This is a genomic window from Spongiibacter marinus (assembly GCF_016906995.1).
Lineage (GTDB): Bacteria > Pseudomonadota > Gammaproteobacteria > Pseudomonadales > Spongiibacteraceae > Spongiibacter > Spongiibacter marinus.
Genome location: NZ_JAFBBD010000004.1, coordinates 223,845 through 247,009 on the forward strand (window position 1 = coordinate 223,845; position 23,165 = coordinate 247,009).

Annotated in this window: 24 protein-coding genes; all 24 read right to left on the bottom strand. The window is 55.8% G+C overall.

Annotated features, from left to right (window positions below; all coding sequences use genetic code 11):
- Positions 1-5 precede the first annotated feature (5 nt).
- Complete coding sequence (gene bamB / locus HNR64_RS07610; RefSeq protein ID WP_204995918.1) at positions 6-1,157, bottom strand: outer membrane protein assembly factor BamB; 1,152 nt, start codon at positions 1,155-1,157, stop codon at positions 6-8.
- A gap of 8 nt (positions 1,158-1,165) precedes the next feature.
- Positions 1,166-1,852 (bottom strand): YfgM family protein, encoded by a 687-nt coding sequence (locus tag HNR64_RS07615; RefSeq protein WP_204995919.1) that lies wholly within the window; start codon positions 1,850-1,852, stop codon positions 1,166-1,168.
- Between the two features lie 25 nt (positions 1,853-1,877).
- Positions 1,878-3,152 (bottom strand): histidine--tRNA ligase, encoded by a 1,275-nt coding sequence (hisS, locus tag HNR64_RS07620; protein WP_204995920.1) that lies wholly within the window; start codon positions 3,150-3,152, stop codon positions 1,878-1,880.
- A gap of 30 nt (positions 3,153-3,182) precedes the next feature.
- Positions 3,183-4,295 carry a flavodoxin-dependent (E)-4-hydroxy-3-methylbut-2-enyl-diphosphate synthase gene (gene ispG / locus HNR64_RS07625; RefSeq protein ID WP_204995921.1) on the bottom strand — a complete coding sequence of 371 codons (1,113 nt, stop codon included), beginning with the start codon at positions 4,293-4,295 and terminating at the stop codon, positions 3,183-3,185.
- Positions 4,292-5,068: a helix-turn-helix domain-containing protein gene (locus HNR64_RS07630; protein ID WP_204995922.1), complete on the bottom strand. Its 777-nt coding sequence runs from the start codon at positions 5,066-5,068 to the stop codon at positions 4,292-4,294. Before HNR64_RS07630 ends, ispG begins: the two co-directional genes overlap by 4 nt.
- A 5-nt stretch (positions 5,069-5,073) precedes the next feature.
- Positions 5,074-5,862 carry a type IV pilus biogenesis/stability protein PilW gene (pilW, locus tag HNR64_RS07635; protein WP_204995923.1) on the bottom strand — a complete coding sequence of 263 codons (789 nt, stop codon included), beginning with the start codon at positions 5,860-5,862 and terminating at the stop codon, positions 5,074-5,076.
- Between the two features lie 11 nt (positions 5,863-5,873).
- Positions 5,874-7,022: a dual-specificity RNA methyltransferase RlmN gene (rlmN, locus tag HNR64_RS07640; RefSeq protein ID WP_204995924.1), complete on the bottom strand. Its 1,149-nt coding sequence runs from the start codon at positions 7,020-7,022 to the stop codon at positions 5,874-5,876.
- 12 nt (positions 7,023-7,034) lie between these two features.
- Positions 7,035-7,463, bottom strand: coding sequence for a nucleoside-diphosphate kinase (gene ndk, locus HNR64_RS07645; RefSeq protein WP_027873633.1), 429 nt, complete (start codon positions 7,461-7,463; stop codon positions 7,035-7,037).
- Between the two features lie 126 nt (positions 7,464-7,589).
- On the bottom strand, positions 7,590-7,790 hold the full coding sequence (iscX, locus tag HNR64_RS07650) for a Fe-S cluster assembly protein IscX (protein WP_027873632.1): 201 nt from the start codon (positions 7,788-7,790) through the stop codon (positions 7,590-7,592).
- A 28-nt stretch (positions 7,791-7,818) separates the two neighbouring features.
- A complete protein-coding gene (gene fdx, locus HNR64_RS07655) occupies positions 7,819-8,157 on the bottom strand; it encodes an ISC system 2Fe-2S type ferredoxin (protein WP_204995925.1) in 339 nt (112 codons plus the stop codon).
- Between the two features lie 10 nt (positions 8,158-8,167).
- The gene (hscA, locus tag HNR64_RS07660; protein WP_204995926.1) at positions 8,168-10,018 is read right to left on the bottom strand and encodes a Fe-S protein assembly chaperone HscA; all 1,851 of its coding nucleotides are present in this window, start codon (positions 10,016-10,018) and stop codon (positions 8,168-8,170) included.
- Between the two features lie 31 nt (positions 10,019-10,049).
- A complete protein-coding gene (gene hscB / locus HNR64_RS07665; RefSeq protein WP_288362441.1) occupies positions 10,050-10,586 on the bottom strand; it encodes a Fe-S protein assembly co-chaperone HscB in 537 nt (178 codons plus the stop codon).
- A gap of 92 nt (positions 10,587-10,678) precedes the next feature.
- Complete coding sequence (gene iscA, locus HNR64_RS07670) at positions 10,679-11,002, bottom strand: iron-sulfur cluster assembly protein IscA (protein ID WP_027873628.1); 324 nt, start codon at positions 11,000-11,002, stop codon at positions 10,679-10,681.
- Positions 11,003-11,022: 20 nt separating this feature from the next.
- Positions 11,023-11,406 carry a Fe-S cluster assembly scaffold IscU gene (gene iscU / locus HNR64_RS07675; protein ID WP_204995927.1) on the bottom strand — a complete coding sequence of 128 codons (384 nt, stop codon included), beginning with the start codon at positions 11,404-11,406 and terminating at the stop codon, positions 11,023-11,025.
- A gap of 24 nt (positions 11,407-11,430) precedes the next feature.
- Positions 11,431-12,645, bottom strand: coding sequence for an IscS subfamily cysteine desulfurase (locus HNR64_RS07680; protein ID WP_204995928.1), 1,215 nt, complete (start codon positions 12,643-12,645; stop codon positions 11,431-11,433).
- Between the two features lie 59 nt (positions 12,646-12,704).
- Positions 12,705-13,181, bottom strand: a complete 477-nt coding sequence (gene iscR, locus HNR64_RS07685; protein ID WP_027873625.1) for a Fe-S cluster assembly transcriptional regulator IscR — start codon at positions 13,179-13,181, stop codon at positions 12,705-12,707.
- A gap of 145 nt (positions 13,182-13,326) precedes the next feature.
- The gene (gene trmJ / locus HNR64_RS07690; protein WP_036255995.1) at positions 13,327-14,109 is read right to left on the bottom strand and encodes a tRNA (cytosine(32)/uridine(32)-2'-O)-methyltransferase TrmJ; all 783 of its coding nucleotides are present in this window, start codon (positions 14,107-14,109) and stop codon (positions 13,327-13,329) included.
- Positions 14,110-14,162: 53 nt separating this feature from the next.
- The gene (gene tilS / locus HNR64_RS07695) at positions 14,163-15,482 is read right to left on the bottom strand and encodes a tRNA lysidine(34) synthetase TilS (RefSeq protein WP_204995929.1); all 1,320 of its coding nucleotides are present in this window, start codon (positions 15,480-15,482) and stop codon (positions 14,163-14,165) included.
- Between the two features lie 19 nt (positions 15,483-15,501).
- Positions 15,502-16,452 (bottom strand): acetyl-CoA carboxylase carboxyl transferase subunit alpha, encoded by a 951-nt coding sequence (accA, locus tag HNR64_RS07700; protein ID WP_204995930.1) that lies wholly within the window; start codon positions 16,450-16,452, stop codon positions 15,502-15,504.
- 83 nt (positions 16,453-16,535) lie between these two features.
- A complete protein-coding gene (gene dnaE / locus HNR64_RS07705; RefSeq protein ID WP_204995931.1) occupies positions 16,536-20,018 on the bottom strand; it encodes a DNA polymerase III subunit alpha in 3,483 nt (1,160 codons plus the stop codon).
- Between the two features lie 80 nt (positions 20,019-20,098).
- Entirely contained in the window at positions 20,099-20,725 is a 627-nt protein-coding gene (gene rnhB, locus HNR64_RS07710) for a ribonuclease HII (RefSeq protein WP_338061837.1), read from the bottom strand.
- Entirely contained in the window at positions 20,712-21,884 is a 1,173-nt protein-coding gene (gene lpxB, locus HNR64_RS07715) for a lipid-A-disaccharide synthase (RefSeq protein ID WP_204995933.1), read from the bottom strand. Before lpxB ends, rnhB begins: the two co-directional genes overlap by 14 nt.
- Positions 21,885-21,926: 42 nt before the next feature.
- Positions 21,927-22,724, bottom strand: coding sequence for an acyl-ACP--UDP-N-acetylglucosamine O-acyltransferase (gene lpxA, locus HNR64_RS07720; RefSeq protein WP_204995934.1), 798 nt, complete (start codon positions 22,722-22,724; stop codon positions 21,927-21,929).
- Entirely contained in the window at positions 22,724-23,164 is a 441-nt protein-coding gene (gene fabZ, locus HNR64_RS07725) for a 3-hydroxyacyl-ACP dehydratase FabZ (RefSeq protein WP_027873618.1), read from the bottom strand. Before fabZ ends, lpxA begins: the two co-directional genes overlap by 1 nt.
- Position 23,165: the final 1 nt, after the last annotated feature.

Genomic DNA, 23,165 nt, shown 5'->3' on the forward strand with positions numbered 1-23,165 from the left:
ATCGACTATCGATCGGTAACTTTATACGCTACCAATTTACCGCTGTTGCCGTAGACATATAGCAGCTTTCCATCCACCGCCATGGGCGCTCGCAGGCCGTCGCTGTCTACCCGTGTACGGCCGATAAGCTGGCCATCTAATTGGCCCAGCAGATGCAGGTAGCCGTCAAAATCGCCAACCGCAACAACACCGCTTAATGCCGCCGGCTCTGTTAAGCGCCGACGTGCCAATACGGTTTGCGTCCAAACAATGCTCTGGCCACCTTCGGCAATCGCACTAACACCGCCTTCGGCGTCGACCACGTAGATGTTACCGAGTGCTTCGGCCGCGCCCACGTAGCTGGAATTGTCTTTCGCCCACAGCGGCCGCCCGCTGGCAATATCAATGGCGATCACTTTGCCCTGATATCCGTTAACGACCACTATTTGCTCGTTTTCAATCAACAGCAAGCGGCCGTCGACGTCGACCAGACGATCAATTTCGGTACTGCCCTGCGCGACCGCTACGCGCTGTTCCCAACGCACGGTGCCAGTATCGGCGTCCAGAGCAACAATACGGCCATTGGCCAAGCCCACCAGGGCAACACCGCGAACAATCACTGGGCTGCTGGTGCCGCGCATGGTAAGGCGAGGAACCTGCGAGGTATAAGTCCACAGGCGCTCTCCCGATTCGGCATTCAGGCCATGTACCAAGCCGCTGTAGGTTTGCACCACAACGACGCTGCCATTGCCTGCCGGTGCGCCAAGTACCTCACCACTGACCGCCGTGCGCCACAGTTCGTCGCCACTGAGGCGATCCAACGCGACCACTTCACCGTCGGCAGTTCCCACATATAACTGCGTCGAGGCAACACCCACGCCACCGGAGATGTTCAGCTCGTGGTATTCCTTCCAGAGTTTTTTGCCGGTCTTTTTATTCAAGGCCGCGACACCACCATCTGCCGAGGCAATGAAAATTTCATCGCCATCGATAGCCGGTGCAATACGGTAGTAAGACTCTCCTTGCCCATCTCCCAGAGAGTAAGACCAAGCCTTTTTGAGTCGTTTTTGCTCGTCAAAGCTTGTCAGCGGCGCGGGGTCGCTGCTTTTCGGGGTCGAGGAGCAGGCCGCCAGCACACTGCCTAGCAGAATAAATACGAGTGGGCGCAACAGTGACATAGCCATTCCTAGTTTTGAGCCGTGGTATTTTTGTCAGCGCCTTGTTCGGCGGCCAGGCTGTTAATTTTCATTTTTAACAGCGGATTATTCAGCGGGTTTTCCTGTTGACGATTAATCGCGTCAGCTTGGCGGTACGCCTCAAGCGCTGCAGCCTTGTCGCCCTGCGCACGCATCACGTCGCCCTGCAATTCCAGAGCCTGTACAGCAGCACTGCCGTCTTTCAGCCCCTCAGCAATCGCCAGCGCGGCATCGAGTTCGCCCTTGGCAAATTGCACGCGAGCCAAGCGCAACTGCGTTTGCGCCTTTATCGCCGCATCTGGCCCCTGCGCCAACACCCAATTCAGCTCAGCTTCTGCAGCGTCGTAATCGCCGTCATTGACAGCATATTTCGCCTGGATAAGCGCCGCGTATTGGGCATAGCTATGGCCTGAAAACCCGTCTTTTAGCGTATTCGCCAAGTGCTCAGCGGTTTCGCGCTTGCTGCCGTTACTTTGCACGGCGGCGTCGGCCTGCAGCAGATTCTCATAGAGCACCGAGGCCTCAGCAGCGCGGTCAGCCTGATAGTTATTCCAGCCACGCCAGCCGAATACCAAGCTCAGCGCAATGGCCACGCCCAGCACGGTAGACTTGCCGTTTTCGCGCCACCAATGCTTGATAGCTTCTACTTGTTCTTCTTCTGTACGGTAGGTTTCCACGTTCTTCCTCAAGCCTTCAGCTGTCTTACAACAGCGTTGTTTTAATATGTTCAGCCAGATCGCTGATAGCCAATTGTTGCTGGTTCGGTTCACCGCGCAAGACCTTGACCGTTACCTGCTCGTTGGCCAGCTCGTCTTCACCGAGAACAACGGCCACGGCGGCGCCACTTTTATCCGCTTTCTTAAACTGGCTTTTAAAGCTGCCACCGCCACAGTTAAGCACGACCTTCACCGCAGGCAGCGCGTCTCGCAGAGACTCCGCCAGGCTCAGAGCGCGAATTTCGCAGGCTTCGCCATTGGCGATGATATAGACATCAGCAAGGGGTTTTGATTCCGGCAGCGCCTCTAGGGTTTCCAGCAGCAGACACAGCCGCTCCAAGCCCATTGCAAAGCCCACCGCCGGGGTCGCTTTGCCGCCCAATTGTTGCACCAGGCCATCGTAGCGCCCGCCAGCGCAGACCGTTCCCTGAGCCCCCAGCGCCGTCGTCGTCCATTCAAACACTGTGAGGCCATAGTAATCCAGCCCCCTTACCAGTTTCGGGTTCAGGGTGTAACTCAGGCCAGCCGCGTCCAAGCGCGCACACAGACCGTCGAAGTGTGCCTTGGAGGCATCGTCTAAATAGTCAGACAATAACGGCGCATCACTCAGCAAAGCCTGAGTTTCGGGCACTTTACTGTCGAGAATCCGCATCGGGTTGGTGTCCAAACGACGCTGGCTGTCAGCGTCTAACTGGTCTTTATACTGGCTGAGATAATCCACCAAGGCCTGGCGATAGCGGCCGCGGGACTCGCTGTTGCCAATGCTGTTTAACTCCAGCGTCAGGGCATCGCTGATTCCCAACTGCTGCCATAGACGCGCGCTGAGCAAAATCAGTTCGGCGTCAATGTCCGGGCCATTTAAGCCAAAGGTTTCGACACCAATTTGATGAAATTGACGCAAGCGCCCCTTCTGCGGGCGCTCGTGACGAAACATCGGCCCGGCATACCACAGCCGCTGAACTTGATTGTGCAGCAAACCATTTTGGTCGCAGGCGCGCACACAGCTTGCGGTGCCTTCCGGGCGCAAAGTCAGACTATCGCCGTTACGGTCTTCGAAGGTATACATCTCCTTCTCGACGATATCAGTAACCTCGCCAATAGAGCGCTTAAACAGCTCGGTTTGCTCCAAAATGGGGAAGCGAATTTCCCGGTAGCCGTAGCGCGCCAACAGCGTCGCCACTGTGGACTCCAGGTACTGCCATAACGGCGAGTCCTCGGGGAGGATGTCATTCATCCCGCGGATCGATTGAATTCTAGCCAAGTGTTTACCTATTACCACTGCACCCGATGCTTAGCTGCGGGCGATCAGGTCCTTGTCTTGTTGTTCTTTGAGAGCCACTTTTTCGCGGATCAGTTTTTCAAGGTGATCCACCAACTCGGGGTTTTGCACTTTGTGATCTTTCTGGCCGTTAACGTACACCAGGTTATTGGGCGTACCGCCAGTCAGGCCAATTTCCGCTTCTTTCGCTTCACCAGGGCCGTTAACAATACAGCCGATCACGGCGACATCGAGAGGTGTGGTGACATCTTCCAAGCGCGATTCAAGTTCGTTCATGGTGCCAATAACATCAAAGTTTTGGCGGGAACAACTCGGACACGCGATGAAATTGATGCCCTTGGTGCGCAGCTTCAGGCTCTTGAGGATTTCGTAACCAACTTTTACTTCCTCTACCGGATCGGCAGCCAGCGACACTCGAATTGTATCTCCGATGCCATCCATTAATAGCATACCCAAGCCCACGGCAGACTTGACGGTACCGCCGCGCAAGCCACCGGCCTCGGTAATACCCAGGTGCAGAGGCTGTTCAATTTGACTGGCTATTTGCCGATAGGCCGCCACCGCCATAAAGACATCGGAGGCCTTCACACTCAGCTTGTAGTCTTGAAAGTCGAGACGATCGAGAATGTCGATGTGGCGCATCGCCGACTCCACCAATGCCTCGGGAGTGGGCTCGCCATACTTGCGCTGCAGCTCTTTTTCCAATGACCCGGCATTCACGCCAATACGAATGGGTATATTGCGTGCTTTTGCGGCGTCGATAACAGCGCGCACGCGATCTTCCCTGCCGATATTGCCCGGGTTGATGCGCAGACAATCCACGCCGTATTCCGCGACCTTCAAGGCAATTTTGTGATCGAAGTGAATATCGGCCACCAGCGGCACATTGACTTGCTCGCGGATTTTCTTAAAGGCTTCTGCGGCGTCCATGCTCGGCACCGAAACCCGCACGATATCTGCACAGGCATCTTCCAGACGTCGAATTTGGGCCACCGTCGCGTCGACATCACAGGTGTCGGTATTCGTCATACTCTGCACCGAAATCGGTGCGTCGCCGCCCACAGCGACATCGCCGATAAATATCTGGCGAGACTTGCGGCGTTTAATGGGTGATTCCATCTTCATAATTCACCAATCTGCACACGCACGGCGTTGCTTTCTGCCAAGCCATTGAGGTCAACAGCCTGCTGGTTGTAGGTAATTTCCAGTGCCGGCCAATACGCTATGGCGATTTGCACTGGCCCTTGGAGGTCGAGTTCCTGCTTTTGCCCAGCGTCGATATTGCCGCTGAACTGCATAGCGTTGTTGGCATCGCGCACTTCCACCCAGACCGTTTCGTCGGCGAGCAGCGTCATGCTGACATCATGCAATAGTTCGGGTGGGACTCGCGGGGCCGTGCCGCTGTCCGGAAGTTGTAGCAGCGACTCACCCAGCGATGGCCTTGCGCGCAACTCTACCAGTGGCGCATAGCGCTCCTCAATCAAGCTGAGCTGTATTTCCGGCTGTTTCTGGCCGTTGAAGAGCAGCACGCTCAGCCCCCAAATCAGCAGCGTTCCCAGCAGGGCAAACAGTAACTTTGCCTGACCCGGCGCGCGCGTTTGTCCCTGGGGGCGCTTTTTGGCGGCCTGCTCTTCATCGCGGCGACAAATACGCTCGCAGTCATTGAGCAGCGGTGCTTCGTCCAGCCCAAAATAACGCGCGTAGCTGCGTATATATCCCCGGGCAAACATCGGCGAGTTAAAACGGGAGTAGTCGTTACTCTCCAGCGCCTCGACGTGGGTTTTCAACAGGTTCAGCGCCTCGGCCACCTCTTCAACGCTTTTGCCGGCGCTCAGCCGTGCATCGAGCAACACGGACCCGGGCGGCGCGGTATAGTTGTCGTTTGAACCTTGGCCCATAGCCCTTACTGCCCCACCGAGTTTAGCGAGGCTTTATACAGCAGATATTCTTCTGATTTAGGGTAAAGATTTTTTAACGCCAGTACATTGCTGGCATAGGCATCGCGGTCGTCAAAGATCTGAGCCAGGCGAATCCCCAGCCACAGCGATGCCGCTGAGGGGCGAACGGCCTGCTCGCGAAACGCATCGTAAAAGCGCTGGGATTCCGGATATTTTTTCTGACGATAGGTCACTTCAGCCATCGACAGCAGAACTTGCGCATTGCTGCTTTGCATCAGGAGTGCACGCTTAAAGGCGGCTTCAGCCTTGGGCAATTCATCCAGCTTCAGGTAGCAGCGCCCAAGGTTGATAAAGGCTTCCAAACGGCGTTCGTAAAGTAGTTCAGCGGTAACAATTTCAAGGTTCTCAGCGGCCTCGCGATACTGCTCTTGCTGGTACAAAAACGCCGCAAAATTGTTGCGAATACGCATCGACTTAGGCGCTTCGGCCACCGCGCGCCGGTAATACTTCTCAGCCATCTCCAACTCTCCGGTATTCTGGTATACCAGAGCGAGGGCTTCCATGGTTTCGGCGTTATGGGGGTTGCTCTCTTCTACGTACTGAAGGTGGCGCTTTGCCTGCTCCCAATTACCTTGGGCGATATAACTTTTCGCGAGCTGGAGTGAGGTCTCGTATGCTTTTTGCTCGTCGGCTTTCTCGGCGAAGCCGCCCTTGTGAGTCGTTACACACGCAGACAGTAACGCTGCCAACGCACAGCTCACGATTAATGGGTACTTTTTCGGTCCTGCTGGCACCTGTGCCCCCTTTACATCACCCGAATGATTTGTGTTTCTTCCGCTTTTCGACGATGACGCTCTGCGCGACGAGTGCGGTCTTGCACCTGGCCGGCTAGCTGGCCGCAGGCGGCGTCAATATCGTCGCCACGCGTCGTTCTCACCGTCGTCACGTAACCGGCGTCGGTCATCACCTGCCAAAATCGCGATACCGCCGACTTCGACGGCCGCTGATAGTCTGACAGAGAAAAAGGGTTAAAGGGGATAAGATTGACCTTACAGGGTAAATCACGCAAGACCTGAGCAAGCTCTCTTGCCTGATCCATGCTGTCGTTAACCCCTGCAATAAGGGTGTACTCTACGGTGACCACACGATGTTTGTCGGGCTGCTTATCGAGGTAACGACGACATGCCGCCAACAATTCTGCAATAGGATAGCGGCGGTTGATGGGCACCAACTCATTGCGGAGCGCGTCATTAGGGGCGTGAAGTGACACCGCCAGTGACACCTCTGATACGTCGCCCAGCTTATCCAGCATCGGCACCACACCCGATGTGCTGAGCGTAACCCGGCGCTTGGACAAACCGTAACCGAAGTCGTCCATCATCAGGTTGGTGGCATCCACCACATTCTCAAAATTCAGCAGCGGCTCACCCATGCCCATCATCACTACATTGGTGACGACGCGATTCTTACCGGGGCCAAAGGCATCGTAGGATTTGATTGCTAGCCACACCTGGCCGAGGATCTCTGAGGCGGTGAGATCCCGCTGGAAACCCTGTTTACCCGTTGAACAAAAACTGCAATCGAGACTGCAGCCGACCTGAGATGACACGCACAACGTGCCGCGTTGGCCGTCGGGAATAAACACCGTTTCAACTAAATTATTGCCGCCGACTTCAATCGCCCACTTTCGCGTGCCGTCTTTGGAGTCGAGCTGGCGCACCACTTTTGGCGGACGAATCTCGGCAAGCTCACCCAGCTTGGCACGCAGCGCCTTACCGAGATTGCTCATTTGCTCGAAATCGTCAACACCGGAGTGGTGAATCCACTTCAGGATTTGCTGGGCACGGAAGGGCTTCTCGCCAATGGAGACCAACCAAGTCTCCATTTTTGAGCGCGTCATTCCAAGCAGGTTTACCCGCTCAGTGTGTTGAGTGACTGCCTCTTGCACTTCCATGCCCCACCCCTCTTATGCGCGCTCGCAGAGCTCGCTAGTGGCGAAGAAGTAAGCAATTTCACGCGCAGCAGACTGCTCAGAGTCAGAACCGTGTACTGCATTGGCATCGATAGACTCGGCGAAATCCGCGCGAATGGTGCCTGCTTCCGCTTCCTTCGGGTTAGTCGCACCCATCAGCTCGCGGTTTTTCAAAATTGCGCCTTCACCTTCAAGCACCTGCACAGTGACAGGACCAGAGGTCATGAAGTCAACCAGAGCGGGAAAGAATGGACGCCCTTTGTGCTCAGCGTAGAAGCCTTCGGCTTGCTCGCGGCTCAAGCGCAGCATTTTTGCCGCGATGATTTGCAGGCCCGCTTTTTCGAAGCGGCTGTAAATCTCACCGACAACGTTTTTGGCAACTGCATCGGGTTTTACAATGGAAAGGGTGCGTTCAACGCCCATTTGAGTATCTCCAGCTTAAAGTTCAAAAATTGGGGCAAGCCCCCGAAAAATCGACGGAATTATACGCGTATTCGCCCCAAATAGGTACGCACTCGCTGCGCTGGGCTCAGGCACAATTACCGAGGGCTAGTCGCGCTCGTCCAGCCACGCCGCTTGAATCGCCTCCAGCACTTTCTCGCCACTGCGCTTAGGATCATCATCGAACTCATCCAGCTCCACAACCAGGCGGTGCAGATCCACAAAGTTAATGTATGTTGGGTCGATATCAGGGTGTTTTTCGGCGAGTTCAATGCCGATATCCAGTACATCCGTCCATTTTATACCCATGGTTTACTCCCCTTGCGACACAGAAAGTCTAGTGGCGTTCAGACACCATATTGATGGTGTAACGCGGTATTTCGACCACGAGGTCTTTATCCGTTACTACTGCCTGGCAACTGAGCCGGGATTCCGGCTCCAGCCCCCAGGCCTTATCCAGCATATCTTCTTCAAGCTCGTCAGCTTCATCGAGTGACTCAAACCCTTCGCGAACGACAACGTGACAGGTCGTGCAGGCACAGGACTTCTCGCAGGCGTGTTCAATCTCAATACCATTGGCTAGCATGGCGTCGCAGATGGTCTCGCCGCTGGCAACTTCCAGCACCTCACCTTCTGGACAAAGCGTCTCGTTTGGCAATACAACTATGCGCGGCATGATGCGCTCCTTACAGTTCGTCTACTCGCCGTCCGGCGAGGGCTTTTTTGATACTCGCGTCCATGCGGCGCTCGGCGAAGGTTTCACTCGCAGCGCCTACAATTTCTATTTGGCGGGCGATACTCGCCGCAGTGCCACTGGCTTTTTCATTGTGGAGCTGCTCCATCTTGGCCAGCAGCTCGCGCTGCTCTTCTTCACTGAGCAAAGCCTCGCCGTCGGCGAGCAATGCCGCAGATAACGACTGCAACAGCGCCTCTGCTTCAACCTGTTGCTCGCGGAGCGCACGCGCTTCTTTGTCTTCGCCAGCGGCGTCGAACGACGCCGTCAGCATATCGGCGATATCGGTGTCGCTTAGCCCGTAAGAGGGCTTAACTTGAATCTGACTCTCCACGCCGGTGGTTTCTTCTCGGGCCGATACTTGCAACAAACCATCGGCATCAACCTGGAAAGTCACCAGTATCCGTGCAGCCCCGGCTACCATCGGAGGAATACCGCCAAGCTCGAAGCGCGCCAGTGACCGGCAGTCGTCGACCAGCTCTCTCTCGCCCTGCACCACGTGAATGGCCATAGCCGTTTGACCATCCTTGAAGGTGGTAAATTCCTGGGCCATCGCCACCGGGATAGTGGTGTTGCGATGAATCACCTTTTCGGTCAAGCCACCCATGGTTTCAATTCCCAAAGACAGGGGAATGACATCGAGAAGCAGGGTTTCGTCTCCGCTGCGATTACCCACCAACTGGTCCGCCTGCGAGGCCGCTCCCAGCGCCACCACTTTGTCCGGATCAAGGTCGACCAACGGCTCACGGCCAAACCACTGGGCGACACGTTCGCGCACACGCGGTACCCGCGTCGAGCCGCCAACCATCACCACGTTAAGAATATCGTCACTGCTTAGCTTGGCATCACGCAAGGCTCGCTTGCAGGCACGAATCGCGCGGTCAATTAAGGGGTCCACCAGCGCATTGAATTGCTCTCGCGCTAATGACAGCGTCTGCTCAGCAACACGCAGCTCTGCCGTCTCTGCGCTGGTCAAGCATTCTTTGGCGGCGCGGCAGGCATCGAGTAATTGGCGGCGCTGGCGCGCATCGAGGTTCGACTCGCCGGTCTGCTCCATTGCCCAGGCAGCAATAACTTGGTCAAAGTCGTCACCGCCCAAAGCAGAATCGCCCCCCGTGGAAAGCACTTCAAAGACGCCTTTACTCATCTGCAACACAGAAATATCGAAGGTGCCACCACCCAGATCGAAAACGGCAATGGCGCCCTCTTCTTTTTCATCCAGGCCGTAGGCAACAGCGGCCGCAGTGGGTTCGTTAAGCAGGCGCAGCACATTCAGCCCGGCCAACCTGGCCGCATCTTTAGTTGCTTGGCGCTGACCGTCATCAAAATACGCAGGCACCGTGATCACAGCGCCCTGAAGCTCACCACCTAAACTCTGCTGAGCACGCTCAGCCAGCGCGCGAAGGATTTCTGCAGACACTTGCACAGGCGAGCGCACTCCCGCGCGCGTGTTCAAGCTCACCATTCCCTCAGTATCGATCAACTCATACGTCGACAACTGCTCGGTGGCACTGACATCGGCGTAGCTACGCCCCATTAAACGCTTCACTGACGCCAGGGTATTGCTGGGATCTTCTGCCGCAAACGACTGCGCCTCGTCCCCCACAACCACACTGCCACTGTCCGCATAGTGAACCACGGAGGGCAGCAGTGCACGCCCCTGCTCGTCAGCCAACACTTGCAGGCTGCCGTTTCGGAAGGTGGCAACAAGGGAATTCGTCGTCCCCAAATCGATACCCACCGCAAGTTTGCGTTGGTGGGGCTCGGGGCTCTGCCCCGGCTCAGAGATTTGCATTAACGCCATATTGTCTTTCCATTTGCTGCGGTGAGCGAAGCTAAAAATCCAGCAACTCGCTTTCTTTTTGTTCCGCTTCGTAGCGCAGCTTTTCTAAGAATTGCAGCTTGGCATAACTCGACTTTGCTGCATCGTAGTCGCCAAGCTCATAGAAGCCTTGAAATTCTTGCCGTTGAGACGTCAAGGCATTATCCACATCGGCATAAAAACGATCGAGCGCCTGCTCAGGGTCTTCCGCGTCATGCAAGTCCGACAACTCCTCTCGAAGCTGCATTTGCTGCATTAGAAACTCAGGATCCTGAAAGGTGGTGGCACTGGTGTCGACGGCATGCCCGGCGAGTTTGAGCATATAGGCCGCCCGCCGGGTTGCCGAGCGAAGTGTTTCGTAAGCTTCGTTGATTTGCGCCGACTTCTGCACAGCCAACAAGCGCTGGCGCTCGTCACCACCGGCAAAACGATCTGGGTGAACACTGCGCTGCAACTGCCGATAGCTTGCCGTCAACGCGGCCTGGTCAATGTCGTACGACTTTTCCAACCCAAGCAAAGTAAAGAAATCCAGTTGAGAGCCCTCACTCACGATTCACCCCATGGCGAAAAAACGCCGCCCCAAATACGCAAAAGGCGCGATCGGCATAAACCGAAACGCGCCAGCAGATGCCGACAAGCCTGTTAAACGGTAAAACTTTCCCCGCAACCGCACTCTGCAGACACATTCGGATTATTAAACTTCAGGCCCTCATTGAGCCCTTCTTTAACGAAGTCTAACTCCGTACCGTCGAGGTAGACTAAGCTCTTGGGGTCAATAAACACCGACGCCCCAAAGGCCTCGAATACTTTGTCTTCCGCCTGCACTTCATCGACGAACTCAAGCACGTAAGCCATACCGGAACAGCCTGACGTGCGCACACCTAAGCGAATTCCCAGGCCGCGCCCTCTGCCAGCAAGCTGGCGCTTTATATGCTCAGCGGCAGACTCTGTCAGCGATATTTTCATTGCTTCAGCCACCATGCGACTTAAGCACCCTTCTTCTTGCGGTAGTCCGAAATGGCAGCTTTGATTGCATCTTCCGCCAACACAGAGCAGTGGATCTTCACCGGCGGCAGCGCCAACTCTTGTGCGATCTCGGTGTTTTTAATGTGCTCGGCTTCATCGAGCGTTTTGCCCTTCACCCACTCGGTAAGCAGTGAACTAGAGGCAATGGCCGAACCACAGCCGTAGGTCTTAAACTTGGCGTCTTCGATAACGCCTTCGTCGTTGACCTTGATCTGCAGACGCATAACATCACCACAGGCAGGCGCACCCACCATGCCGGTGCCAATTTCATCACTGGCATCATCAAACTTACCGACGTTACGCGGGTTCTCGTAATGGTCGAGTACTTTTTCACTGTAAGCCATTTGTCGTCCTCCTCCGGAGCTACCTTAGTGGGCAGCCCATTCAATGCTGTCTAAATCAACGCCGTCTTTGTACATATCCCAAAGAGGAGACAGCTCTCGCAATTTGTCTACCGCTTTGCGCACCTGCTCAACGGCATAGTCCACTTCCTCGTCGGTGGTGAAACGGCCAAACGAGAACCGCAGTGAGCTGTGCGCCAGCTCATCATTCAAACCCAACGCGCGGAGCACATATGAGGGCTCCAAGCTGGCCGAGGTACACGCCGAGCCTGAAGACACCGCCAAGTCTTTCAGCGACATAATCAGTGACTCCCCTTCAACAAAAGCCAAGCTAATGTTGAGGTTGCCCGGCAAGCGCTGCTCCATAGAGCCGTTCACATGAACCTGCTCAATATCTTTGAGGCCATTCCAAAAGCGCTCGCGCAGTGCCAGCGAGTGCGCGGCATCTTTTTCCATTTCCTGGCGGCAAATTTCGCACGCCTCACCCATACCCACTATTTGGTGGGTCGGCAGGGTGCCAGACCGCATACCGCGCTCATGGCCACCACCGTGCATCTGCGCTTCCAGACGAACACGCGGCTTGCGGCGCACATAGAGCACACCAATGCCCTTGGGGCCATATAGTTTGTGAGCCGAAATGGACAGCAAATCGACCTTCATTTCCGCCAAATCGATAGGCAGTTTACCCGCGGTTTGCGCGGCATCGACGTGAAAGACAATTTTGCGCTCGCGGCATAATTCGCCGATCGCCGCGATGTCGTTAATTGTGCCGATTTCGTTATTGGCGTGCATGATGCTGACAAGCACAGTGTCGTCGCGCAGCGCCTGCTCCACTGCCTCTGGCGTAATAATGCCATCGGCATTCGGGTCCAAATAGGTCACATCAAAACCTTCGCGCTCCAACTGGCGACAGGGGTCAAGAACCGCCTTGTGCTCAATCTTCGAGGTAATAATGTGCTTGCCCTTCTTGCTGTAGAAGTGTGCCGCACCTTTAACCGCCAGGTTATTGGACTCAGTCGCACCCGACGTCCAAACAATTTCTCGCGGATCAGCGTTGAGTAGATCAGCCACTTGGCGACGCGCATTTTCTACCGCTTCTTCCGCCTTCCAACCAAACAGGTGAGATCGCGACGCGGGATTGCCGAACACGCCTTCAGTGGTCAGGCACGCCATCATCTTTTCAGCAACACGCGGGTCTACCGGCGTGGTTGCGGAATAATCCAGATAAATTGGCAACTGCATATTTCTCTCCTCGTATCGGGGCGCCGTATCGCCCCTCGCGCCACAGCGCGTTTGAATGCTTAATCGATGGCGGTAAGCACGATAGTTTGCTCGGATTCGCCGCGCAGCCGTTGCCGCGCCGATACCGCCTGTACATCTCTACGCTGTACCAAGCTCGCTAGACTGATATCACTGAGAAAATGATGAATCTGCTCGCTTAAATCAGACCACAGGTGATGCGTTAAACAGGTGTGACCGTCCTGACAATCGCTCTGCCCAGAGCAACCCGTGGCATCGACCCGCTCGTCCACGGCGTCGATAATTTCGGCCACAAAAATCTCTTCACCCGGCCGACTTAAGCGATAACCACCACCAGGGCCGCGTATACTCCGCACCAACTCCCGGCGCCGCAGCTTTGCAAACAGCTGCTCAAGGTACGACAAAGAAATATCCTGACGACTGGAAATATCAGCCAGACTGATAGGGCCTCGGTCGCCATACAGCGCCAAGTCGAGCATCGCAGTAACTGCGTATCGTCCTTTCGTCGTTAATCGCATAAACGTACCTAATCTCCGTAGGGAGATTATGCAATAACCTAGTATTTCTATCAACTATTTACCCGATTAATTTAGTCGGGTATGTCGCAGGAACGCGACGGAGCGGCCGCGCATTATAGCCTCTGAGGGCCGCGTACTCCAACTTCTAGCCTTCCTGCCCGCCATCCTCTCCACGCTCTTTGGCTTTGCGCACCCAATATTGGGTGGACGTGAGTATGCCGCGCAGAATATTGACCTCCATCTCATCGAGACGGGTGCGCTGATACAAGCGCCGGAGGCGAAGCATCAGCTTTTTGGGTGCCTCAGCGCGCAGGAAGTTGATGTCGTAGAGTGTTTCCTCAAGGTGCACCAGATAACGCTCCAGCGCCTCAGCCTCGGCTACCGGCTGGTCCCACTCAGCCATCGCATTGGCATCCAACTCACCCGCCACCTGCAACATGCGCAACTCGTAAGCCATAACCTGCACGGCCATACCCAGGTTAAGTGAGCTGTATTCGGGGTTAGAGGGGATGTGTACATGCAAGTTGCAGCGCTGGAGCTCTTCATTTGTCAGCCCCCTGTCCTCGCGACCAAACATTAGCGCAACGCGATGGCCAGCACCGGCTTCGCGATACACCTCTTCCATGCAATGGCGCGGATTAAGCAAGGGCCAGGGCACCGTTCGCTCCCTGGCACTTGTGCCAACGACCAAATGGCAATCGGCAATCGCTTCATCGAGGGTTTCACAAACCACAGCATTGTCGAGAATATCGCCGGCACTCGCCGCACGCCACGTTGCCTCATCGTGGGGAAATTTGCGCGGCGCAACCAGATACAGCTGCGACAAGCACATATTTTTCATGGCGCGAGCAACCGCACCGATATTACCCGGGTGAGAAGTATTGACCAGCACAATGCGGACGTTATCGAGAGAATGAGTATCTGTCATGGTTGGCGCCTTGATTACAAGCCGCGCATTCTACCAGAGGCCAGCGCAGGGAGTCAGTGCCCGGCGACATCCTGCCAACATACTTGCCAACCGTCGCCCTTCGGCGCGGAAAAGCCCTCGCACACCGCCAGATCAGCAATTGCCGCCAATACCCCATCGCAATAGATAAGAGGCAAACGGGCGCGCTGCAGGGGCGGCAAATCCCACTGCTGGAGCAGTTTTTTGAGCGAGCGGTGTTGTCCCTCACCGGCAAGCTGACAACGCTCACCACCGCGGCGAAACTCAACAGTCACCTTACCGCTTGGCAAAAACTCCCCACCAGGACGCGCTGACAACACCCCGCACGGCATACGAAGGGGCTCCGTCAGCGACCACTGCACAGCCTGAGCATGGGGCTGTTCGGCGATATCTCTGGGCTCAACATACAAGCGCTGCCGGTGACGATAAAACCGCAACGGGCCATGCACGACTTGCGGCTGAGCATCCGCCCGGGACTTAAGAAACTGCTCGGCAAACATATGAAGCTGCGCCTGCTCCAGGCGCAGCTGACAGCGACTGCGCAAGAAATGATTGAGCAGTGGCAGCTGTTTGTGGGCGGGAATGTGTAAGAGTCGCGACAGATCCAGTGTGACACCGTCCATCAGCGCCCCAAGATCCGCCTCCAGATACTCATCGAGCAGGGCTGCACTGTCCGCGCTGTGTTCCGCCACGCGAGCAAAGCTACGCCGGTACGCTGGCCAGCGCGCCGCCAGTAAAGGCATGACGTGATGACGCAGGTAGTTGCGGTCATAGCTCACCTGGGCATTGCTGGGGTCTTCATCCCAATCCAGCCCCTCCCGCTGCGCGAATACTGACAAACGCTCTCGGGGAACTGCCAATAATGGGCGAAACAAGCGCCCTGCACCCAGCGACCGCAGCGGCGGTATTCCCGCCACGCCCTGCAATCCCGCCCCCCTCAACATGCGCTGCAACACGGTTTCAGCCTGGTCATCGAGATGATGGGCGAGCAACAACACGTCGCCGCGCTGCAATGTCGACTCAAAAGCGCGGTACCGAGCCCGTCTGGCTGCGGCTTCCGGGCCCTCACCGTCTTCGCTGACCACCACCCGGTGGACGAGCAAAGGAATATCGCGGGCATCACAGAGAGCACGGCAATGCTGCTCCCATTGATCAGCGGCATCTTGCAAACCGTGATTAACATGGACAACGTGAACGAGGGGGAAGTCGCGACACTGCTCGCGCAGTCGCAGCAGAATATCCAGCAGCACCCGGGAATCCAGGCCACCGCTGTATGCCAGCCAATAACGCTCAGGCCGCTCCAGCAAAGCAAGAGCGGCCTGAACCTCGCTGACGAGGTCGAGATGATCCGTCATGAAACGACGGCCTCTCTCACTACACAGTGCCGTATGACATCAAACGCTGGTAGCGAATATCCAGCAACTCGGGCTCTGGCAGTGCCTGCAGAGACTCCAAATGCTTTAGGATATGCTCTTTTACCCGCTCGGCGCTGGCATCAATATCGCGATGCGCGCCGCCCTGGGGCTCAGGAATGGTAGCATCAACGATACCGAGCTCTTCCAACACCGTAGACGTCAAACCCATTGCTTCAGCGGCATCGGGCGCAAACTCGGTGCTCTTCCAAATAATATTGGCGCAGCCCTCAGGGGAGATCACGAAATAGGTAGAGTATTGCAGCATGGCAATATGATCGCCGACGCCGATACCCAGTGCACCACCCGAGCTGCCTTCGCCAATCACGATACAAATGATGGGCGTTTTCAAACGCGACATTACCGCCAGATTCTGAGCAATGGCCTCGGAGATACCGCGCTCCTCACTGTCGATACCGGGATACGCCCCCGGGGTGTCAATGAGCGTAACGATGGGCAGCTTAAAGCGCTCCGCCATCTCCATTAGTCGAAGCGCCTTGCGATACCCCTCTGGCTTTGGCATGCCAAAATTACGCTTAACTTTTTCGGTAACGCCGCGACCCTTTTCTTGACCGATCACCATCACGGGCTTGCCATCGATTTTGCCAATTCCCCCGACAATGGCGGAATCATCACCAAAATGGCGATCGCCGTGCAGCTCGTCGAAATCGGTAAAGATGCGCCGGATGTAGTCGAGAGTGTAAGGGCGCATAGGGTGACGCGCGATCTTTACGACATCCCAAGGACGCAGTGAAGAAAAAATCTTTTCTGTCAGCTTGCTGCTCTTATCCTTCAGCTTGGCGATCTCTTCGCCAATATTGATATCGTTGTCGTTACCCACCAACTGAAGCTCTTCAATTTTGGCTTCCAGTTCGGCAATCGGTTGTTCAAAATCGAGATAATTCGGGTTCATCGCTCTGTTTTATTCGCTCTGTTGACGTCCGCCCATATTTTATCATTTTTCAATATGGGACCATTCATGGCGGTGATTATACGTTAATCGTATTTGATCACCACGTTATTTGCTCCACAGTCTTCGCGCAAGCGGATTAACATATCCTCCTGAGGCAGAATTCGCCATTCCGCCCCCAACCGCAACAGCCCTTCCCCTTCAGGCCGGCTATAGCGGATCACCACTGGACAACTGCCACCGCGCACCGCACTCAAGGCCGATTTTACCCGCTGCAATTGTTCACTGCTGCTGTGCTCGGCAGTCAGGGCAATTTCCAATACCTTGGCGTGGTGCTCTCGCGCCTCCGCCAGGCTGCGCAGTGACTTCACGCGCATTTTCTTGCCGCCGCTGTATTCGTCGAAACTGCACACGCCCTCGACAACCAGCACCGCATCTTTGACCAGTTTTTCGCGGCACTCCTCGTAGACATCAGAGAACAAGGCAACCTCAATGCGAGCACTGCGGTCATCGAGTAGCAAAAACGCCATGGTATCGCCGCGCTTGTTTTTCATGGTGCGCATATTGACCGCCAAACCGGCAACCGTCTGCGGGTGCTTTTCCGGATTCAGGTCGACGATGCGGCGCGGCACGAAGCGCCTGAGCTCTGCCTCGTAATCGTCAATCGGGTGCCCGGTAACATACAGCCCCAGGGTATCTTTCTCGCCCTGTAATCGCTCTTTGGTCGTCCAGCGTCTGGCATCGCGAAACGCGGCGTAGACATCGCGATTCTCAACCGACAGGGTGTCGCCGAACAGGTCGACCATACCGCTCTCGACGTTGCGCGCCGCTTGCTCAGCAACCTGCACAGCCTCCGGCATAGCAGCCATCAGTACGGCCCGGTCCTCGCCCAGGTCGTCGAAGGCGCCGCTGCGAATAAGCGCCTCAATCGCCCGTTTGTTGACTTTTCGGGGATCAGTGCGCTCGCAGAAATCGAACAGGTTTTTAAAGGGACCACCGCTGTTGCGCGCGGCAATAATGCTCTCCACCGGGCCTTCGCCCAGGCCCTTGATCGCGCCGAGGCCGTAGACAATCTGGCCGCGATCATTGACGGTGAACATATACTCACCCTCATTGACCGAGGGCAGCTTATAGTCCAGTTTCATCTCGCGGCATTCTTCGATGAAGATAACGATTTTGTCGGTGTTATCCAGTTCCGAACTCATCACCGCCGCCATGAAGGGCGCTGGGTAATGCGTTTTCAGCCACGCGGTTTGATAGGAAACCAAGGCATAGGCAGCGGAGTGCGACTTGTTAAAGCCGTAGCCAGCAAACTTCTCCATGAGGTCGAAAATATTCGACGCCAAGTCTTTATCAAAACCCTTCTCGACGGCACCGGCAAGGAACAAGCCGCGCTGCTTTTCCATCTCTTCGGGCTTTTTCTTACCCATTGCCCGCCGCAGCAAGTCAGCGCCACCCAGGGTATAGCCACCCATCTCCTGTGCGATCTGCATAACCTGTTCTTGATACAGGATGATGCCGTAGGTGGGCTGCAAGATTGGCTGCAGACACTCGTGCTGGTACTGCGGGTGGGGGAAAGCCAACTCGGCGCGGCCGTGCTTACGGTTGATAAAGTCATCAACCATGCCCGACTGCAGCGGCCCAGGACGGAACAATGCCACCAGTGCGATGATGTCTTCGAAACAGTCTGGTAGCAGCTTCTTAATCAGCTCCTTCATGCCTCGGGATTCCAACTGGAACACCGCCGTGGTTTCCGCTGACTTCAACAAGTCGAAGGTCTTTTTATCCTCCAGCGGAATCGCCATGATATCCAGCGGCTGCTCGCCAATCTTGTCGCGCTGGGCATTGATGATCTTCAAGGCCCAGTCGATGATGGTCAGGGTACGCAGCCCCAGGAAGTCGAACTTGACCAGCCCGGCATCTTCAACATCGTTCTTGTCAAATTGCGTTACCAGCCCGCCGCCGCTCTCATCGCAGTACAGTGGCGCAAACTCGGTGAGTTTACTCGGTGCAATCACCACGCCGCCCGCGTGTTTACCGACACCGCGTACCACCCCTTCCAGCTGAACCGCCATATCCCAGATTTCCTGGGCTTGCTCGTCGCTGTCTAAAAACTCCTTCAGGGCCGGCTCTTGCTCCAACGCTTTTGCCAGCGTCATTCCCACTTCAAAGGGAATCAATTTAGAAAGCTTGTCAGCCAGGCCGTAGGACTTGCCCTGAACCCGCGCCACGTCGCGAACAACCGCCTTCGCCGCCATGGTGCCAAAGGTAATGATCTGACTAACCGCGTCGCGGCCATAATTGTCGGCGACATAACTGATAACCCGGTCGCGACCTTCCATGCAGAAGTCAACGTCAAAGTCAGGCATGGAAACCCGCTCGGGGTTGAGGAAGCGCTCGAACAGCAGATCGTACTCAATGGGGTCGAGGTCAGTGATTTTTAGCGCGTAGGCAACCAGCGAGCCCGCCCCCGAACCCCGCCCAGGGCCAACGGGGATATCATAATCCTTGGCCCACTGAATGAAGTCCATAACGATCAGGAAGTAACCCGGGAAGCCCATCTGGAGGATGATATCGAGCTCAAAATCCAGCCTGTCGCGGTACTCCTTTTCCGTTTCCGCAAAGCCGTCAGCACTGCGATCAAACAAGAAATCCAGGCGTTCATCGAGGCCCTTGTGACAAAGCTCGCGGAAGAACTGCTCCTGGGTCATTCCCTCCGGAATGGGGTACTCCGGAAGGTAGTAGGTGCCGAGCTTAACGGTCAGGTTGCAGCGCCTGGCGATCTCAACACTATTCTCCAGTGCTTCGGGAATGTCGGAAAACAGCTCAAGCATTTCCTCCGCACTGCGCAGATACTGCTGATCGCTGTAATTGCGGGGACGGCGCGGGTCATCCAGCACTCGGCTATCGCGAATACACACCCGCGCCTCATGAGCTTCGAACTCATCACTGCGAATAAAGCGCACATCATTGGTGGCAACTACCGCGCACCCCGCCTGGGCCGCAAGCTGAACAGCGGCATGGATATAGTCGTCTTCATTGGCACGCCCGGTGCGCTGCAGTTCGAGGTAATAGCGATCACCAAATACCGACAACCAGCGATCGAGCCGCTGGCGCGCCAACTCCAACTTATTGTTTACCAATAGCTGGCCCACATCCCCGTCGCGACCCGCCGACAGCACAATCAAGCCATCATTGGCTTCCTCTATCCAACTGCGATAGACGTAGGGCTTACCCTGCCACTGCCCTTCCAGATAGGCCCGGGAAATTAACTCGGTTAAGTTCCGGTAGCCCGTTTCATTCTGCACCAACAGACACAGCGTGCTAATTTGCTCGGGATCGTTGTCGTCACGCACCCAAAGGTCGCTACCGTAAATGGGCTTGATTCCGTTGCCTTGCGCGGCTTTTTGAAATTTGATGAGCGCGTAGAAATTACAGATATCGGTCAACGCAACCGCCGGCATCCCCATTGTCGCGGTGTGCTTACACAGGTCCTTAACCCGCACCAGGCCATCCACCAAGGAGTACTCGGAATGAACGCGCAAGTGGACAAATTTCTCGTTTAACATCGTAGCGTCCCGGAGCCTGTAACACTGTTGGCTTTGCGCTGATTCACCGGCAATAACCCCAGCGCAATCAGCTGCCTTATTTAGGATTCTTCTAAAAGCGCCCTGACCGGCGCATAGCTACGCCGATGTATTGGGCTAACGCCAAGGCGTTTCAGCGCCTCAAGATGCGCCTTCGTCGGGTAGCCCTTGTGACCGGCAAGACCATAACCCGGATATTGGACATCCATCGCCTGCATTTCTCGGTCGCGAACAACCTTGGCAAGAATCGAGGCAGCGGCAATTGCCGCTACCCGGCTATCACCTTTGACCACTGCCTCGGCGCGGTAGCGCCACTGCGGCAGCCGATTGCCATCGACCAGCACCAATTCGGGCTCTAGTTCGGCGCCCTGGTAGCGCAAACCTTCCACTGCACGCTTCATTGCCAGCAGACTGGCGTGCAGAATATTTAAGCGATCAATTTCTTCCACGCTTGCTCTTGCAACGCAATAGCTGAGGGCGCGCTCGCGGATGATATCAAACAGGGCTTCGCGTTTTTTCTCGCTTAATTTTTTAGAGTCGTTCAGACCGTCAATCGGCTGCAGCGGGTCAAGTACCACCGCGGCCGCAACCACATCGCCGCACAGCGGCCCCCTACCCACCTCGTCGACACCCGCCGTGAGTCGCGGGTAATCCGGTGCATCGGCAAACAGGTCATCAGTCTGCACGATTAGCAGACTCCTGTTGAGACACACCGGCAATGGCGAGAATTTCGCTGGCCGCACGCTCACTGGCATTGCGCGCCAGGTCCTGATGAATGCGCCGAAACTCAGCCAGCAGGGTCTCCCGGTGATTTTCATTGCTTAGCTGTTCAAGAATCAGCGGTCCTATCACCTCCGCCGCCACTTCGTCTTGCAACAACTCCGGCACCAGCGCCCGTTGTGCGAGTAAATTAGGCAGCGAGAAAAATGGCGTTTTGACCAGACGTGACAGCAGTGCATAACTCATTTTACTAAAGCGATAACACACCACCATGGGGCGCTGCAGCAACAGTGCTTCCAAGCTGGTTGTCCCCGACGCCATCAATACCGCGTCGGCGGCCGCCATTACGGTCCGAGACTCACCCAACACCACGCGCACCGGCAAGTCGGCAGTTTGCTGGGCAATGGCATCCAATATCTGGCGTTTTCTGTCAGCGTTGGCAGCAGGCACGATAAATTCAATATTGGGAAGCGATCGACGCAGCCACTGCGCGGTTTCCAAAAAGATGGGAATCAATTGAGACACTTCGCCAGCGCGACTCCCCGGCAACAGCGCTACCACCGGGTTATCCCCTTCTATCGACAGGGATTGCCGCGAGGCTTCACGCTGATCGTCAAACGGAATTTGATCGGCCAAGGGGTGACCCACGCAGCTCACCGGCACACCGTGCTCTTGGTAAAACCTTTGCTCAAACGGAAACAGCGTCAGCATGTGATCCACGGCTTTCGCGATAGTTTTGATTCGACCCTGGCGCCACGCCCACACAGAGGGACTAACATAATGCACAGTGCGAATACCGCGCTCGCGCATACTGCGCTCGACATTCAGCGTAAAGTCCGGCGAATCAATACCCACCACTACATCTGGCTGCCATGCAATAAGGTGGCGCTTTAGGTGGCGGCGAATACGCAACAGCTCCGGCAAGCGCTTCAAGGGCTCGGTAAAGCCCATGACCGACAGGCGATCCATATCGCAAATAGAATGAAAGCCCTGAGCGATCATCAAGGGGCCGCCGATACCCTCAAACTCTGCCTGAGGAAAGCGCTGGCGAATGGCGCGTATCAAGTCGGCGCCGAGAATATCGCCGGAGGCCTCGCCGGCGATCAAACCGATTTTGAGAGGAGTCATATCGCAATCAATGCCGGCGCACCGGCCCTTGGTTGATAGCGCTTATCGAACAATACCGCGCTGTGACTGTTTCAGGGAGGCTGCCATCAATTCCACTTCTGGGTGCTCCGCGATCAGCGGTTGCAGCGCTTTCAGCGCCTCGTCGACGGTCAGGCCCTGGCGGTAGATGATCTTGTAAGCGCGACGAATAGCGCTGATCGCGTCGCTGCTGAAACCACGGCGTTTCAGGCCTTCCACATTAATGGTCTTGGCCTCAGCCGGGCTGCCGCTGACGGTAACATAGGCAGGAACGTCTTTGCTGATATGACAACCGAACCCGGAAAAACTATGGGCACCTATCGAGCAGAATTGATGGACCAGCGAATAACCGCTGAGAATCGCCCAATCGCCGACAACAACATGCCCTGCCAACGCAGCGTTGTTGACCATAATGCAATGATCGCCAATCACCGAGTCGTGCCCCACGTGCGCATAGGCCATCAACAAGTTGTTGCTGCCGATCACAGTCTTACCCAGGTCCTGCACCGTGCCGCGGTGAATGGTAACGCCTTCGCGGATCACGTTATTGTCACCGATGATCAGCTCTGTCGGTTCGCCTTTGTACTTCAGGTCTGGCGTGTCCTCGCCCACCGTGGAAAATTGGTAGATCGTATTGTTCTTGCCGATACGGCTCGGCCCTTTGAGCACAACGTGCGAGCGCACGTCGCAGCCTTCGCCCAGCTCAACATCTGGCCCAACAATCGTCCACGGGCCGATTTTTACATTCGCGCCAATGACCGCCGTGGGGTCAATGATCGCGCGCGGGTCGATTTCCGCGCTGGCATCAATATGGCCTGGCATCACTTCTTCCGATCAATACATAAAATGGTTGCCGAGCAGGCCAGCGTATCCTCAACATAAGCCTGACACTCAAATTTCCACAGCCCTTTACGATCGGAAACGTACTGAGCTTTCAGGATCAGCTGGTCACCGGGGACAACCTGTCGCTTGAAACGCGCGTTATCGACGCCAGCAAACATGTAGATCGAGCCATCCGAGGGCTTTTTGTCGAGCGTCTTAAACCCCAGAATACCCGCTGCCTGCGCCATTGCCTCAATGATCAACACGCCTGGCATAATCGGCAGGCCTGGGAAATGGCCATTGAAGTGGTTTTCATTTCCGGTGACGTTTTTAATCGCAACAATCGACTCACCAAGCGTCAACTCAACGACTTTATCCACCAATAAAAAGGGGTAGCGGTGAGGGAGGTATTCCTGAACCTCGTTGATATCCATAACCATG